We start from the raw sequence: 14,169 nt of genomic DNA on the forward strand, positions 1-14,169 counted from the left end.
CGCGGGCGACGCACGCGGCGGAGCGGCCGGTCAGCGGGTGGTCGCGGTGGCGAGCATCGCGTGTTCCACGACCGATATCAGCACACGCTTGACGGATTCGCGCTCGCGGGCGTCGCACAGCACCACCGGGGTGCCGGGGTCGAGGTCCAGCGCCTCGCGCACCGTCTCCTCCGGGTAGCTCTCGGCGTCCTCGAAGCAGTTGACGGCCACCGTGAAGGCGATGCCACGCCGCTCGAAGTAGTCGATGGCGGCGAAGCAGTCCTCCAGCCGACGGGTGTCGGCCAGCACCACCGCGCCCAGCGCGCCGGTCGCCAGCTCGTCCCACAGGAACCAGAAGCGGTCCTGCCCCGGGGTACCGAAGAGGTACAGCACCAGGTCCTCGCGGAGCGTGATGCGCCCGAAGTCCATCGCGACGGTGGTGGTCTTCTTGCCTTCCACCCCCGCGATGTTGTCGACCGGCCGGCCCGCCTCGGTGAGCAGTTCCTCCGTGCGCAGCGGCCTGATCTCGCTGACCGCGCCCACCAACGTCGTCTTTCCCGCACCGAACCCGCCCGCCACCAGAATCTTGAGCGTCACGGGTTCGATGATGGGGGAGCGGCCCGGGTCAGAGTGCCCGTAGACCATTGATCACCTCGCGCAGAATCCTCTCGTCCGGCAGTTCCGCCGGAGGTACGGGCCGGGACACTCGGACGAGTGCCGCGTGAAGCAGGTCGCCGATCAGTACGCGGACCACGCCGACCGGAAGGTCCAGCTCGGCCGCCAGCTCGGCGACGGACTGCGGGGTGTCGCGGCTGAGTTCGACGATGTCGATGTGCTCCGGTGACAACGTCTCATCCGCGACGGTCCCCGGGCCCACTCTGTCGGCGACGACGACGGCGATCAGATCGAGTTTGTCCTCGGCGCCGCTGCGGGTGCGGCCCCGCGTCATCGCATAGGGCCGGACCACCGGTCCGGCGGCGTCGTCGAACCAGCGGTCGTCGGTCGCACCGTCTCCGGTCATCTCCCCCCGCCTCCGTCACCCACCGGATCGCGAAGGGGAGCTCAGATGCGCGCCCACCCGCTTGACCAGCAGCGTCATCTCATAGGCTACCTGCCCGACGTCCGAGTCGGCATCGGCGAGCACGGCGAGGCAGCTGCCGTCACCGGCGGAGGTGACGAACAGGAAGGCGTCGTCGAGTTCGACGACGGTCTGCCGGACACGGCCGACGTCGAAGTGGCGGCCGACCCCCTTGGCCAGGCTGTGGAATCCCGAGGCCACGGCGGCCAGGTGCTCGCCGTCCTCCCGGGACAGATCCCGTGAACCACCGGTGGGCAGTCCGTCGCCGGAGAGCACCATCGCCTTGCGGATGCTGCCGACCCGGCCGACCAGATCGTCGAGCAGCCAGTTCAACTCCCCCGACGGTGCCGATCCGTTGCGTGCCGCTGCGTTCGAGGCGGTCATCGCCCGTCCCCCTCATCTCTCGTTCCTGGTGCCGTGTCCGAGCCGCCGGGGCCGGTGGCCGTCTGCCGCCGACCGCGCTGCCATCCCCGTTGCAGCGAGGCCATGGTGGCCCTCGCCTGCTCGGCGTCGCGTTCGGGATCGGTGTCGGGAGCGTACGGTTCCGTCTCCACCGGTGGCTCGGGATCGTTCTTCAACTGCGGGGCGAGGCTCGCCTGCCGTACCCGCTTGGGGAGCCCGGAGGCGGCCCCGCGCGGCGGCGTCGGACGCTCCGGGGCCGGCGCCTGGTCCTGGCGCCGGTCCTCGCCGTCGTGTTCCCCGTTTTCTTCGTGTTGCTCGTGTTGCTCGTGTTCCTCGTCGCGTTCGTGGTTCCGGGTCCGGTCCGCGTCCGCGTCGGGGCTCTGCTCCCGCCGCTCGGCCCAGGAGGGCGGGGTGTGCCGTCCGGCCGCGCCGCCGTCGACCGGGTGGCCGTGGTCGGATACCAGCACCGGCGGCACGCGGCGGGGCAGCGGCGCGGGGCCGCCGTCGCGGGCACCGGACCGGCTGTCGGACGCCTGCTGGTGCTGTTCGGCGGAGGGCGCGCTCACCACGGACGGGGACGGGCCGCGGGGCCTGCGCTGCTTCGGCAGGGCCGCGCCGGGCTGCCGCGTCCGCTGACGGCCGGTGTCGGCGTCCCCGCCCGCGCCGGGACCGGATTCGGTGAGCAGATCGCCCGGGATCAGCACGACGGCGGTGGTGCCGCCGTACGCCGACGGCTGGAGCGAGACCCGTACGCCCTGCCGCTGCGCGAGTCGGCTGACCACGAACAGGCCGAGCCGGTCGGTGTCGGACAGCTCGAACTCCGGGGTCTCGGCGAGCCGGAGGTTGGCCTCCGTCAGGGCGTCGGCCATCATACCGAGGCCCCGGTCGTGGATCTCCAGGGTGAAGCCCTTGGCGACCCGTTCCCCGTGCACCTGGACGGCGGTGTGCGGCGGGGAGAAGACGGTGGCGTTCTCCAGGAGTTCGGCGATGAGATGGGTGAGGTCGGCGACGGCGGGGCCGTTCACGGCGACCCTGGGCAGCCTGCGGATCTCGATCCGCTCGTAGTCCTCGACCTCGGCGACGGCGGCGCGCACGACGTCCATCAGCTGGATGGGTTTGCGCCACTGCCGGGCGGGGGCCGCGCCCGAGAGGATGACCAGGCCCTCGGCGTGCCGCCGCATACGGGTGGTCATGTGGTCCAGCCGGAACAGGTCGGCGAGTTCGTCGGTGTCCTCGGTGCGCCGCTCCATCGCGTCGAGCAGGGTCAGCTGGCGGTGCAGCAGCACCTGGTTGCGGCGGGCGAGGTTGACGAAGACATCGGAGACGCCCCGGCGCAGTTCGGCCTGTTTGACGGCGGCCTCGACGGCGGCCCGCTGGAGGGTGTTGAGGGCCTGGCCCACCTGGCCCATCTCGTCGGGGCCGTGCCGGAGGCGGGGCGCCTCCTGATCGATGTCGACCTGCTCGCCCGCGCCGAGGCGGCGCATCAGGCCCGGCAGCCGGACGCTGGACGCCTCCTGGGCGTCGTCGCGCAGCCGGGACAGGTCGCGGACCAGGCCGCGGCCGATCCGGACGGAGACGACGACCGAGGCGACGAAGGCGAGGAGACCGAGGATGGCGGCGGCGCCCGCCTTGAGCAGAACGTCGTCGGCCACCGGCTCGATGCGCTTCTGGAGGCGGTCGGTGGCCTCGTCGCCCAGCCGGTCGTAGTCATTGAGGACAGGCCCGGCCGCGTTCTCCCAGTGTTCCCGGTCCAGGGCGCCGATCGCCTGGCGCGGCTCCATGGTGGCCAGGATCTTGCCCTCGGCGATGCGCAGCGCCGCGGGGGCGGCGTTGGTGCGCCGATAGTCGGCGAAGACCTTCTGCTCGGAGGCGGGCAGGATCGGCAGGTTGGTGTTGTAGAGCAGGGTGCGCTCGGCGATGAGGTCGGACATCGACTTGAGGTCGTTCAGCGTCAGCTTCCGTGCCGTCAGCGCGGAGACGTACAGGGCGTCCTCCCGGGAAAGGGCTTCCCGGGCGCGGATCATGGCGACCAGCGCGCGGCCCTGCTTGTCCAGGTCGGTGTCGGGTACGGCGTGCAGCGAACTGCGGAAGGCGTAACAGAGGTCGACGAGTTTGTTGTAATACTCATAGGCGGCGGTCCGCGACGTACCGTTGTCCTCGACCTTCCGGCGCAGACTGTCGAGACCTTCGGACGCCTTGAGGACGTCGTCGAGCAGGTCCTCGGATTCGCTGTTCATCCGGCTGTGCACGGTGCTGTCCGACTCGGCGTCGCGCAGCCGTCCGATGGCCTCGTCGGTCTTGCGCTGCTGAGTGTGGAGCAGGGGCAGCGCGTCGGACTGGCGTGGATCCGCGAGCAGGATCAGGGTCTGCCGGCGCTCCCGCTGCACGGCGTGCACGGCGTCCTCGGCGGGCTGACCGGCCTTGTCGATGATGGCGGAGGCGTCGAGCAGTTGCAGTGCCTCCCGGCCGGTGACCACTGTCGCGAAGGCCCATATCGCCGTCAGCGAGACAAGTGGCACCAGCAACAGCGCCACGATCTTCCTGCGGATGGACTTCCCGCGAAAGCGCATGGCCTCCCCAACGTCGTCCCCGGGGGCCGGGGCGGTGACTGATGTTCTGTCGACAACGAGCGGCGCGAGCCTACTACTGCGGATTGACCATCCTTAAGGCTCGTCATACAGCTTCCGGGAACTCTCCACATTCGATGATCACCAGTTGTCGGGTGATTATCGGACTTAACCCCCGTGGCATGGCACACCGACCGCCGGTAACAGTGCGCGCAGGACCGGACACCGTTGGCCGGATTTCCTCTCCCCACGGGAACCACCGATCGCTGCCATTCGTGATCCAACAAGGCACACTAGGGGTGCATACGACCCAAGTCCCGCCATGTGTGACCGACCGGACCGGGGCAGCGCCGAAAGGGGTGGGAACGTCATGGACGCCATGGACAAGGATCGCGACATCTCGGCACAACAAGCCCGCCAGCTATGGACCGAGGAGTCCGCCCGCAGGCGGCGGCTGCCCGATCCGGTGCGCGCCTCGGCGGTGCGGGCGGTCATCATCGTGGCGGTGACGCTGGTGCTGGCGATGGTGGCGGTGCTGTGCGCTTTCGCCGGTTCCTGGTTCGCCTTCCCCGCCGTGCTCATCGCGGTGGCGAGCACGGTGGCGGCGACCTGGGGGGTGCTGGACGTATGGGTGACCCGGCAGGTGTGGAACCAGCGTTACGGGGTGGTCTCCCGGCCCAGCAGCACGGCGCGGGAGATGCGCCGGCAGCGCAGGCGGGCCCGTAAGGAGGCGGTCAGCGCACGGCGAGCCGGGGAGCGCGGGCGAGCTCGCGGCGCAGCCGCGTGAACGGCTTGGGGCGGTTGACGGCGAGGACGGCGGTGGGGATCGCGCCGCGTTCGTAGACGGCGAGGAAGCTGCTCCCAGGACCCTCGGCGCCGTCATCGGCGTTGCCCTCGGCGATCCGGACGGTGTCGCCCGGCTCGCGCCGCCCGGCGAACTGGATGCGCGCGCCGTACTGGTCGGACCAGAAGTAGGGCAGCGCCTCGAAGGGCTGGACCGTGGCCCCGGCGAGCAGGTTGCGGGCGGCGACCGCGCCCTGTTCGGCGGCGCTGGTCCAGTGCTCGGCCCGTACGGTGCCCCCCGTACCCGGCCGGGCCAGACGGGCCACATCGCCGACGGCGACGACACCCGGCAGCGCGGTGACACAGCCCTCGTCGCACAGCACCCCGTCGTCCAGGGCCAGCCCGGAGCCTTCCAGCCATCCGGTGACCGGGCGCACCCCGACTCCGACGACCACCACGTCGGCGGGCAGCACCCGGCCGTCGGCCAGTTCGACGCCGGTGACGCGATCGGTGCCGCGCAGGCCGGCGACGCCCGTGCCGCACAGCAGGGTCACGCCGTGCGCAGCGTGCAGAGCGGCGCACGCCTGGGCCATGCGCTCCCCCAGTTGCGGGACGAGCGGCAGCGGCGCGGCCTCCACCACGGTGACGTCGAGCCCGAGGGCGGCGCAGGACGAGGCGACCTCGGCGCCGATGAATCCGGCGCCGATGACGACGACCCGGGCCGCCCCCGTCCGCAGTTCGGCACGGAGCCGCCGGGCGTCGTCGAGGGTGCGCAGGGTGTGCACCCCGGGCAGGGCGGCGGCGCGCAGCGTCCGGGGCGCGGCCCCGGTGGCGATGACGACGCCGTCGGTGCGCAGGGTGCGGCCGTCGGCGAGCCCGACCGCGCCCGCCGCGGGGTCCAGCCGGTCGGCCCGGACGCCGAGCAGCCACTCGGCGTCCAGTTCGGCCTCGTCCTCGGCGTCGGTGAGGGCGAGCGGGCCGAGGCCGCCGTCCGGCTCGTCCTCCCCGGTCAGCCCCTCACCGGTCAGAAAGCCCTTCGACAGCGGGGGCCGGTCGTACGGGCGGTGGCGCTCCTCGCCGACGATCACCAGCCGCCCGTCGTAGCCCTGGTCGCGCAGGCCCCGCGCCGCGTGCAGTCCCGCGAGCGAGGCCCCGACGACGGTCACCGTCCGCATCATGCGACGGCTTCTTCCTGCACAGCGGGCACCAAGGGGTGGACATAGAGCATTCCGTCCACCACCGTGACCGCATGCGTCCGTACCGGTTTGCGGGCGGGCAGACAGGTGGGCATGCCGGAGCGCAGGTCGAACAGGGCGGCGTGCAGCGGGCATTCGACGTAGCAGCCTTCGAGCCAGCCTTCGGAGAGGGAGGCGTCCTGGTGGCTGCAGGTGTCGTCGACGGCGTAGAACGCGCCCTCGGAGTGGAACACCGCGATGGCCGCGTGGCCGTCGCCGGCCTCGATGCGCAGCGACTCGCCTTCGGGCAGATCTTCGATACGGCCGACGGGAATCATTGGCCCCCCTCACGTTGATCGGTATCATGCGTTGTTAATGGTGCATCGAAATGCGTGATGCGCAACAGAATCCAGATGATGAGGGCAGCCGTCAAGAGTTGCCCGTCGAGAGGCCCCACTCGGAGCCGCCGGATGGTGAGATCTAACCCATGACGAACACGACCGAGGACCGGGCCGAGGACAAGCGGGGGGCCGCCGGGGCAGTGCAATCGGTGGACAGGGCGGTCAGCGTCCTGGAGATCCTTGCCAGACTCGGCGAGGCCGGAGTGACCGAGATCGCCGACGAACTGGGAGTGCACAAGTCGACCGCCTTCCGACTGCTGGGCGTGCTGGAGAACCGCGGCCTCGTCGACCAGGAGCGCGAGCGCGGGAAGTACTACCTGGGCGCCGGGGTGCTGAGACTGGCGGGCGCGGCCGCCATCCGGCTCGACATCTCGCAGGAGGGCGCCCCGGTGTGCCGGGCGCTGGCCGACGAGACCGGCGAGACGGCCAACATCGCGGTGCTGGACGGCGACGCCGCGGTCAACATCATGCAGGCGCGCGGGGCCGCCGCGGTGACGGCCTACAACTGGCTGGGACGGCGCACCGCGCTGCACGCGACCGCCAGCGGCAAGATGCTGCTGGCCCATCTGAGCGGCGAGCGGCGGGAGCGGCTGGTGACGCGGAAGCTGCCGCGGTTCACCGAGCACACCATCACCACCTCGGCGGAGCTGCGGCAGCAGCTGGAGACCGCCGCCGAGCGCGGCTTCGCCTACTCGTGCGAGGAACTGGAGATCGGGCTGAACGCGGTCGCCGCACCGGTGCACGGCCACGACGGCGCGGTCATCGGGGCGATCGGCGTCTCGGGCCCGGTGTACCGGATGGCCCAGAGCCAGCTGCTGGATCTCGCCGAGCACGCCATGAAGACCGCCGCGGAGCTGTCCCGTCGCATGGGCTTCCCCGGCTGACCGAAAACCCTCCCCCACCCACCCGAAGGGGCCGGATCCGTTCCGGCCCCTTCGTCGTGTCCTGGGTGGGAAACCCGGGGTCAGCGCTGCTTTACGGACGGTTTGCGCGGTACCTCTTGACGCGTCGTGGACGCGGCTTTCAGGATGTCCCTCATCGCGCAACACGCCGCGCATTACGCAACTGGGGGGTAACCAGCGGCCGTTTCAACCGGCTTGGCTTCCCCGCTTCTTCCGAACACCTCATGCCAGCTCGTGCCAGCTCCCACGCACCGGTCCCTGCCGGCGCAGGAGAACAGAGGAGTGAGCCATGCCGCAAGAAGTCCGCGCCGTTGTCGCGCTGAAAAAGGGCGCACCCGTGGAGGTGCTGCCGGTCATCGTGCCCGATCCCGGACCCGGCGAGGTGCTGGTGGGCGTCCAGGCGTGTGGGGTGTGCCACACCGATCTGCACTACCGGGACGGCGCGGTCGGCGACGAGTTCCCGTATCTGCTCGGGCACGAGGCGGCCGGAATCGTCGAGGCCGTGGGCCCGGGGGTCACCGGGGCGGCCCCCGGCGACTACGTGGTGCTGGCCTGGCGCGCGCCCTGCGGCGGCTGCCGCTCCTGTCGCCGCGGCCGCCCCTGGTACTGCTTCGAGAGCCGCAATGCCGCCCAGCCCATGACTCTCACCGACGGCACCCCGCTGACCCCGGCGCTCGGCATCGGTGCCTTCGCCGAGAAGACGCTGGTCGCGGCGGGGCAGGCGGTGAAGATCGACCCGTCGGCCCGTCCCGAGGCGGCGGGGCTGATCGGCTGCGGCGTGATGGCCGGTTACGGCGCGGCCGTGCACACCGGCGGGGTGTCCAACGGCGACACCGTCGCGGTGATCGGCTGCGGCGGGGTCGGCAACGCGGCGATCGCCGCGTCCTCGCTGGCCGGGGCGCGCCGGGTGATCGCCGTGGACATCGACGACGCCAAGCTGGACGCGGCCACCCGCTTCGGCGCGACCGACACCGTCAACTCCCGGGGTACGGACCCGGTCGAGGCGGTCCGCGAGCTGACCGGGGGGCTGGGCGCCGACATCGTCATCGACGCGGTGGGCCGCCCCGAGACCTACCGCCAGGGCTTCTACATGCGCGATCTGGCCGGGACGCTGGTGCAGGTCGGTGTGCCGGACCCGGAGATGCGGATCGACCTGCCGCTGATCGACGTGTTCGGGCGGGGCGGTGCGCTCAAGGCGTCCTGGTACGGGGACTGTCTGCCCAGCCGGGACTTCCCGGTCCTGATCGATCTCCACCTCAGCCGCAAGCTCGACCTGGACGCGTTCGTCAGCGAGACGATCGCGCTGGACGAGGTGGAGCCCGCGTTCACCAAGATGCAGCGCGGCGAGGTCCTGCGTTCCGTGGTGGTGCTGTGATGGCCGGGGAGCGGAGCCGACGCGTCGTCATCGTCGGTGCCGGGATCGTCGGCTGCTCGCTCGCCGACGAGCTGACCGCCCGCGGCTGGACCGGGGTCACGGTCCTGGAGCAGGGACCGCTGCCCGCCCCCGGCGGCTCGACGTCGCACGCGCCCGGGCTGGTGTTCCGGACCAGCCCGTCCAAGACGCTCACCGAGTTCGCCGTCTACACCGTGGAGAAGTTCTCCGCGCTGGAGGCCGACGGGCTGTCCTGCTTCAACCCGGTCGGCGGTCTGGAGATCGCCACCAGCGAGGAGCGCTGGGCCGATCTGCACCGCAAGGCGGGGCTCGCCGCGTCCTGGGGCATCAGGGGCGAACTGCTCTCCCCGGCGCGGTGCGCCGAGTTGTGGCCGCTGCTCGACCCGGGGAAGATCCTCGGCGGCTTCCACACCCCGGAGGACGGGCTGGCCCGCGCGCTGCTCGCCTGCCGTGCCCAGATGGAGCGGGCCACCGCGCGCGGCGCCCGGTTCCTGGAGCGGCACACCGTCACCGGTATCGAGCAGGAGGGCGGCCGGGTCACCGCGGTCGTCACCGACCGGGGCACCTTCCCGGCCGACATCGTGGTCTCGGCGGCCGGGTTCTGGGGTCCGCTGATCGGTGCGATGGCGGGCGTCCGCGTCCCCCTGCTGCCGCTCGCCCACCAGTACGCGAAGACGGCGCCGCTGCCCGAGCTGGCCGGGGTGAACGACCCGCGCACCGAGGCGAGCCGGCCGCTGCTGCGCTTCCAGGACCGCGACCTGTACTACCGCGAGCACACCGACCGCATCGGCATCGGCAGTTACGCACACCGCCCGATGCCGGTCGACCCGGCCGCCCTGCCGGGGTACGACGACGCGCCGGTGATGCCGTCCTCGCTGCCGTTCACGGAGGAGGACTTCGCGCCCGCTTGGGAGGACAGCATCGGCCTGATCCCGGCACTCGGCGGGAGCCGCGTCGAGGAGGGGTTCAACGGGGTCTTCTCCTTCACGCCGGACGGGATGCCGGTCATCGGCGAGTCCCGTGAGGTGCGCGGCTTCTGGCTGGCCGAGGCGGTGTGGGTGACCCACTCCGCGGGCGTCGCCAAGGCCGTCGCCGAGTGGATGACCGACGGACGGCCGTCTTGGGACGTCCACGAGTGCGATCCGTACCGCTTCGAGGACGCCCAGACCTCCTCCGCGTACATCGCCGAGCGCGGCGCGCAGAGCTTCACCGAGGTGTACGACGTCATCCATCCGCTCCAGCCCGTGGAGCAGCCGCGCCCGCTGCGGGTCAGCCCCTTCTACGGGCGCCAGCGGGAGCTGGGCGCGTACTTCCTGGAGGGCGGGGGCTGGGAGCGGCCGCACTGGTACGAGGCCAACGCCGCGCTCGCCGAAGGGCTCGAACTGCCCGAGCGCGACGCCTGGTCGGCCCGCTACTGGTCGCCGATCGCCGCCGCCGAGGCCCGGGCCACCCGGGAACGGGTCGCGCTGTACGACATGACCCCGCTCAAGCGGCTGGAGGTCACCGGCCCCGGCGCCCTGGACTTCCTCCAGCGCATGACCACCAACCAGCTCGCGAAGAAGCCGGGTGCGGTCACCTACACCCTGCTGCTCGACGAGGCCGGGGGCGTACGCAGCGACCTGACCGTCGCCCGTCTCGCGGAGAATTGCTTCCAAGTCGGCGCGAACAGCGGCCTCGACCTGGACTGGCTGCTGCGCCACGCGCCCGGAGGGGGCACCTCCCGGTCGAAGACCGGGGGAGTCCACATCGCCGACATCACGCCCGGCACCTGCTGCGTCGGGGTGTGGGGCCCACTCGCCCGGGAGCTGGTCCAGCCGCTCACCCCGGACGACTTCTCGCACAAGGCGTTCGGCTACTTCAAGGCCCGGCACACCTACATCGGCCATGTCCCGGTGACCGCGATGAGGCTGAGCTACGTCGGTGAGCTGGGCTGGGAGCTGTACACCACCGCCGACCTGGGCCTGCGGCTGTGGGACACGCTGTGGGAGGCCGGGCAGCGGCACGGGGTGATCGCCGCCGGCCGCTCCGCCTTCAACAGCCTGCGGCTGGAGAAGGGTTACCGGGCCTGGGGCCACGACATGACCACCGAGCACGATCCGTACGAGGCGGGTGTCGGCTTCGCCGTCCGGATGGACAAGGGCGACTTCCTGGGGCGCCCGGCCCTGGAGGGCCGCGGCGAGGAGACGGCGCGGCGCAGGCTGGCCTGTCTCACCCTGGACGACCCGGCCGCGATCGTCCTGGGCAAGGAACCGGTGTACGCGGTCGGCGAGGCCGGGCTCCCCGCGGGCTATGTCACCAGCGCCTCGTACGGCTACACCATCGGCCGCACCGTCGCCTACGCCTGGCTGCCCGCCGAGGTGGCCGTCCCCGGAACCGCCGTCCATATCGAGTACTTCGGCGAGAAGGTCCCCGCGACCGTCGCCACCGAACCCCTCTTCGACCCGGGCATGGAACGCATCCGCCGCTGACGTGCCGCTGATGCTCCGCGCCCTTTTCGCCTCTTCGACCCCCGCCCGGCCGACCGCCGCCGCGCCCGATTTACGGAGAACCCCATGACCGTGGCTCCCGAGTCCCCCGCCGCCACGTCCCCCAGCCTGATCACCACCCTCCCCGGCCACTGGTACACCTCCCCCTCGGTCTTCCGGCGGGAGCAGGAACACCTGTTCGAGGCGATGTGGTTCTGCGCGGTCCGCAGCGCCGATCTGGACCGGCCGGGCGCCTTCCGCACCGTGCAGGTGGGCCGTGAGAGCGTGCTGATCACCCGCAACCGCGGCGGTGAGCTACGCGCGTTCCTCAACGTCTGCCGCCACCGCGGCGCCCGGCTGTGCACCGAGGAGTCGGGCACGGTACGGCGCTCGCTCCAGTGCCCGTACCACGCCTGGACGTACGACCTGGACGGCCGGCTCACCGCCGCCCCGAACCTCCAGCGGATGCCCGATGTGGACCGGACCGAGCGCGGGCTGGTGCCGGTGCGGCTGCGCGAGTGGTTGGGCTACGCCTGGGTGTGCCTGGCCGATGAGCCGCCGTCGTTCGAGGAGACCGTCGTCGGGGCGGTCGCCGAGCGGCTCGGCGACACCGAGGCCGTGGAGCGGTACGGCGTGGCGGGGCTGTCGCTCGGCCGCCGGATCGAGTACGACATCCAGGCCAACTGGAAGCTGATCATCGAGAACTTCATGGAGTGCTACCACTGCGCCACGATCCATCCCGAACTCACCGAGGTGCTGCCGGAGTTCGCCGACGGCCTGGCGGCGCAGTACTTCGTGGGGCACGGTGCCGAGTTCGCCGAGGAGGCCCAGGGGTTCACGGTGGACGGCAGCGCGGGCTTCGACCGGTTCAGCGGCATCGCCGACGAACAGGACCGCCGCTACTACGCGATCACCGTGCGGCCGCAGGTCTTCGTCAACCTGGTCCCCGACCATGTGATCGTCCACCGGATGTTCCCGCTCGCCGCCGACCGCACGCTGATCACCTGCGACTGGTTGTACGCGCCGGACGTGGTGGCGTCGGAGCGGGACCTGTCCAAGTCGGTCGAGCTGTTCCACCGGGTCAACGTCCAGGACTTCGACGCCTGTGAGCGCACCCAGCCCGCCATGGACTCGCGCGCGTACCGCCACGGCGGGGTGCTCGTGCCCAGCGAGCACCACATCGGCGCCTTCCACCGATGGGTGACCGACCATGTCCCCGCCCCGGAAGTGGAGGAATGCCCGTGAGTGATCTCTTCATAGGAGGCGAGTGGACCGAGGCGATCGACGGACGCACCCGGGAGATCAGGTGCCCGGCCGACGGCACGCTGGTGGCCGTCGTCGACGAGGGCGGCGCCAAGGACGTGGCCGAGGCGGTGGCCGCCGCCCGGCAGGCGTTCGACGACGGCCCGTGGCCGGGCACCCCGGCCGCCGCCCGCGGGGATCTGCTGCTGCGGGTCGCCGATCTGCTGGCCCGCGACAAGGCGGCCCTGGCCCGCGCGGAGTCCCTGGACACCGGGAAGCGGCTGGCGGAGAGCCACCGGGACGTCGACGATGTGATCGCGTGCTTCCGCTACTACGGGCAGCTGGTGCGCACCGAGGCGGACCGGATCGTGGAGACCGGTACCGAGGACGCCGTCAGCCGGGTCGTCCACGAACCGGTCGGGGTCTGCGCGCTGATCACCCCGTGGAACTACCCCCTGCTGCAGACCGCGTGGAAGGTGGTGCCGGCGCTCGCCGCGGGCAACACCTTCGTGCTGAAACCCAGCGAGCTGACCCCGTCCACGGCCATCGCGCTGATGCGGCTGCTGGCGGAGGCGGGGCTGCCGGACGGGGTGGCCAATCTGGTGCTGGGGCCGGGCGCCGAGGCGGGCGCCCCGCTCACCGACAACCCCGATGTGGACCTGGTGTCCTTCACCGGCGGCCTGCGGACCGGGCGCCGCGTCATGGCCGCGGCCTCCGGCACGGTCAAGCGGACCTTTCTGGAGCTGGGCGGCAAGAACCCCAACATCGTGTTCGCGGACGCGGACTTCGAGACCGCCGTCGACTACGCGCTCACCGCCGTCTTCCACCACTCCGGGCAGGTCTGCTCGGCGGGCGCCCGGCTGCTGGTGCAGGACCCGGTGCACGACGCCTTCGTGGACGAGGTGGTGCGCCGGGCCCGCGCGATCCGGCTCGGCGGGCCGTTCGACGAGCGGGCCCAGACCGGTCCGCTGATCTCGGCCGCGCACCGGGCCAAGGTCGAGGCGTACGTGGCAACCGGGCTCGCGGAGGGCGCCCGGCTGCGCTGCGGCGGCGCCCGCCCGGACGATCCGGAGCTACGGGACGGCTTCTACTACCGGCCGACGGTGCTGGACTCCTGCCGCAGCGGGATGTCGGTACTGGCCGACGAGTCCTTCGGGCCGGTGCTCACGGTGGAACGTTTCGCCTCCGAGGAGGAGGCGATACGGCTCGCCAACGACACGGTGTACGGGCTCGCGGGGGCGGTGTGGTCCGGCGACGAGGAGCGGGCGCGGAGGGTCGCGTCCCGGCTGCGGCTGGGCACCGTATGGATCAACGACTACCTCCACCCGACGCTGCCGCAGGCGGAGTGGGGCGGGTTCAAGCAGTCGGGGACGGGGCGGGAACTGGGGCCGAGCGGGCTCGCCGAGTACCGGCAGGCGAAGCACATCTGGTGCAACACCCGCCCCAGGCCGCAGGGTTGGTTCACCTGACCCGCGCAGGGCCGCCCCGCCCGACATGGGAGTGTCCACCGTGTCCGCTTCGCAGGATGACGCCGAACTCACCGAGTTCGGCTACCGCCCCGAACTGAAGAGAACCCTTGGCAGCTTCCACACCTCTTCGTGGGGACGGTCGCGCTCGGCGGCTTCGCCTACTACGGGTTCGTCCAGCGCCACCGTACGGGCGTGCTGGCCGAGCACGCGGCGGTGGACACCATGACCTCGACGCCGACGAAGGTCTGACCGGGGGCGGGCGGAGCGCGGAGGGGGCGGCGGACCGGCCGTGGCGCCGCTCCCTCCGCGCTCC

The 14,169-nt window shown here is 71.8% G+C and carries 12 protein-coding genes; 6 read left to right on the forward strand and 6 right to left on the reverse strand.

Translation table 11 applies throughout. The features are described 5' to 3' along the window. Positions 1-30 precede the first annotated feature (30 nt). The 4 genes from ACH4SI_RS35185 to ACH4SI_RS35200 are packed head-to-tail and all read right to left on the reverse strand — an operon-like array spanning position 31 to position 4,029. Entirely contained in the window at positions 31-624 is a 594-nt protein-coding gene (locus ACH4SI_RS35185; RefSeq protein WP_398303074.1) for a GTP-binding protein, read from the reverse strand. Beyond that, on the reverse strand, positions 605-1,000 hold the full coding sequence (locus ACH4SI_RS35190) for a DUF742 domain-containing protein (RefSeq protein WP_398303076.1): 396 nt from the start codon (positions 998-1,000) through the stop codon (positions 605-607). Before ACH4SI_RS35190 ends, ACH4SI_RS35185 begins: the two co-directional genes overlap by 20 nt. A 15-nt stretch (positions 1,001-1,015) precedes the next feature. Further along, entirely contained in the window at positions 1,016-1,441 is a 426-nt protein-coding gene (locus ACH4SI_RS35195) for a roadblock/LC7 domain-containing protein (protein ID WP_398303079.1), read from the reverse strand. After that, a complete protein-coding gene (locus ACH4SI_RS35200; RefSeq protein WP_398303081.1) occupies positions 1,438-4,029 on the reverse strand; it encodes a nitrate- and nitrite sensing domain-containing protein in 2,592 nt (863 codons plus the stop codon). The genes ACH4SI_RS35195 and ACH4SI_RS35200 overlap by 4 nt, the downstream gene beginning before the upstream one ends. Positions 4,030-4,348: 319 nt before the next feature. Between ACH4SI_RS35200 and ACH4SI_RS35205 the strand changes: the two genes are divergently transcribed. After that, positions 4,349-4,813 (forward strand): hypothetical protein, encoded by a 465-nt coding sequence (locus tag ACH4SI_RS35205; protein ID WP_398303083.1) that lies wholly within the window; start codon positions 4,349-4,351, stop codon positions 4,811-4,813. On the opposite strand, the gene ACH4SI_RS35210 is transcribed toward ACH4SI_RS35205, so the two are convergent. Next, the gene (locus ACH4SI_RS35210) at positions 4,761-5,984 is read right to left on the reverse strand and encodes an NAD(P)/FAD-dependent oxidoreductase (RefSeq protein ID WP_398303297.1); all 1,224 of its coding nucleotides are present in this window, start codon (positions 5,982-5,984) and stop codon (positions 4,761-4,763) included. The genes ACH4SI_RS35205 and ACH4SI_RS35210 overlap by 53 nt on opposite strands. Beyond that, complete coding sequence (locus ACH4SI_RS35215) at positions 5,984-6,322, reverse strand: bifunctional 3-phenylpropionate/cinnamic acid dioxygenase ferredoxin subunit (RefSeq protein WP_398303085.1); 339 nt, start codon at positions 6,320-6,322, stop codon at positions 5,984-5,986. The genes ACH4SI_RS35210 and ACH4SI_RS35215 overlap by 1 nt, the downstream gene beginning before the upstream one ends. A gap of 149 nt (positions 6,323-6,471) precedes the next feature. Between ACH4SI_RS35215 and ACH4SI_RS35220 the strand changes: the two genes are divergently transcribed. The 5 genes from ACH4SI_RS35220 to ACH4SI_RS35240 all read left to right on the forward strand — a co-directional run bounded on the left by ACH4SI_RS35220 (position 6,472) and on the right by ACH4SI_RS35240 (position 13,856). Beyond that, positions 6,472-7,269 (forward strand): IclR family transcriptional regulator, encoded by a 798-nt coding sequence (locus ACH4SI_RS35220; RefSeq protein ID WP_398303087.1) that lies wholly within the window; start codon positions 6,472-6,474, stop codon positions 7,267-7,269. A gap of 307 nt (positions 7,270-7,576) precedes the next feature. Beyond that, entirely contained in the window at positions 7,577-8,662 is a 1,086-nt protein-coding gene (locus ACH4SI_RS35225; RefSeq protein WP_398303089.1) for an S-(hydroxymethyl)mycothiol dehydrogenase, read from the forward strand. Further along, complete coding sequence (locus ACH4SI_RS35230) at positions 8,662-11,148, forward strand: FAD-dependent oxidoreductase (protein WP_398303091.1); 2,487 nt, start codon at positions 8,662-8,664, stop codon at positions 11,146-11,148. Before ACH4SI_RS35225 ends, ACH4SI_RS35230 begins: the two co-directional genes overlap by 1 nt. Positions 11,149-11,232: 84 nt before the next feature. Next, positions 11,233-12,390, forward strand: a complete 1,158-nt coding sequence (locus ACH4SI_RS35235; RefSeq protein WP_398303093.1) for an aromatic ring-hydroxylating dioxygenase subunit alpha — start codon at positions 11,233-11,235, stop codon at positions 12,388-12,390. After that, positions 12,387-13,856: an aldehyde dehydrogenase family protein gene (locus ACH4SI_RS35240; RefSeq protein WP_398303095.1), complete on the forward strand. Its 1,470-nt coding sequence runs from the start codon at positions 12,387-12,389 to the stop codon at positions 13,854-13,856. Before ACH4SI_RS35235 ends, ACH4SI_RS35240 begins: the two co-directional genes overlap by 4 nt. The last annotated feature ends 313 nt before the right edge of the window (positions 13,857-14,169 follow it).

Source organism: Streptomyces sp. NPDC021212 (assembly GCF_044332925.1).
Taxonomy (GTDB): domain Bacteria; phylum Actinomycetota; class Actinomycetes; order Streptomycetales; family Streptomycetaceae; genus Streptomyces.

Bases quoted from the DNA above. Each gene is read 5' to 3' on its own strand.
- ACH4SI_RS35185 (WP_398303074.1), bottom strand. From the start codon at position 624: ATGGTCTACGGGCACTCTGACCCGGGCCGCTCCCCCATCATCGAACCC.
- ACH4SI_RS35190 (WP_398303076.1), bottom strand. From the start codon at position 1,000: ATGACCGGAGACGGTGCGACCGACGACCGCTGGTTCGACGACGCCGCC.
- ACH4SI_RS35195 (WP_398303079.1), bottom strand. From the start codon at position 1,441: ATGACCGCCTCGAACGCAGCGGCACGCAACGGATCGGCACCGTCGGGG.
- ACH4SI_RS35200 (WP_398303081.1), bottom strand. From the start codon at position 4,029: ATGCGCTTTCGCGGGAAGTCCATCCGCAGGAAGATCGTGGCGCTGTTG.
- ACH4SI_RS35205 (WP_398303083.1), top strand. From the start codon at position 4,349: ATGTGTGACCGACCGGACCGGGGCAGCGCCGAAAGGGGTGGGAACGTC.
- ACH4SI_RS35210 (WP_398303297.1), bottom strand. From the start codon at position 5,984: ATGCGGACGGTGACCGTCGTCGGGGCCTCGCTCGCGGGACTGCACGCG.
- ACH4SI_RS35215 (WP_398303085.1), bottom strand. From the start codon at position 6,322: ATGATTCCCGTCGGCCGTATCGAAGATCTGCCCGAAGGCGAGTCGCTG.
- ACH4SI_RS35220 (WP_398303087.1), top strand. From the start codon at position 6,472: ATGACGAACACGACCGAGGACCGGGCCGAGGACAAGCGGGGGGCCGCC.
- ACH4SI_RS35225 (WP_398303089.1), top strand. From the start codon at position 7,577: ATGCCGCAAGAAGTCCGCGCCGTTGTCGCGCTGAAAAAGGGCGCACCC.
- ACH4SI_RS35230 (WP_398303091.1), top strand. From the start codon at position 8,662: ATGGCCGGGGAGCGGAGCCGACGCGTCGTCATCGTCGGTGCCGGGATC.
- ACH4SI_RS35235 (WP_398303093.1), top strand. From the start codon at position 11,233: ATGACCGTGGCTCCCGAGTCCCCCGCCGCCACGTCCCCCAGCCTGATC.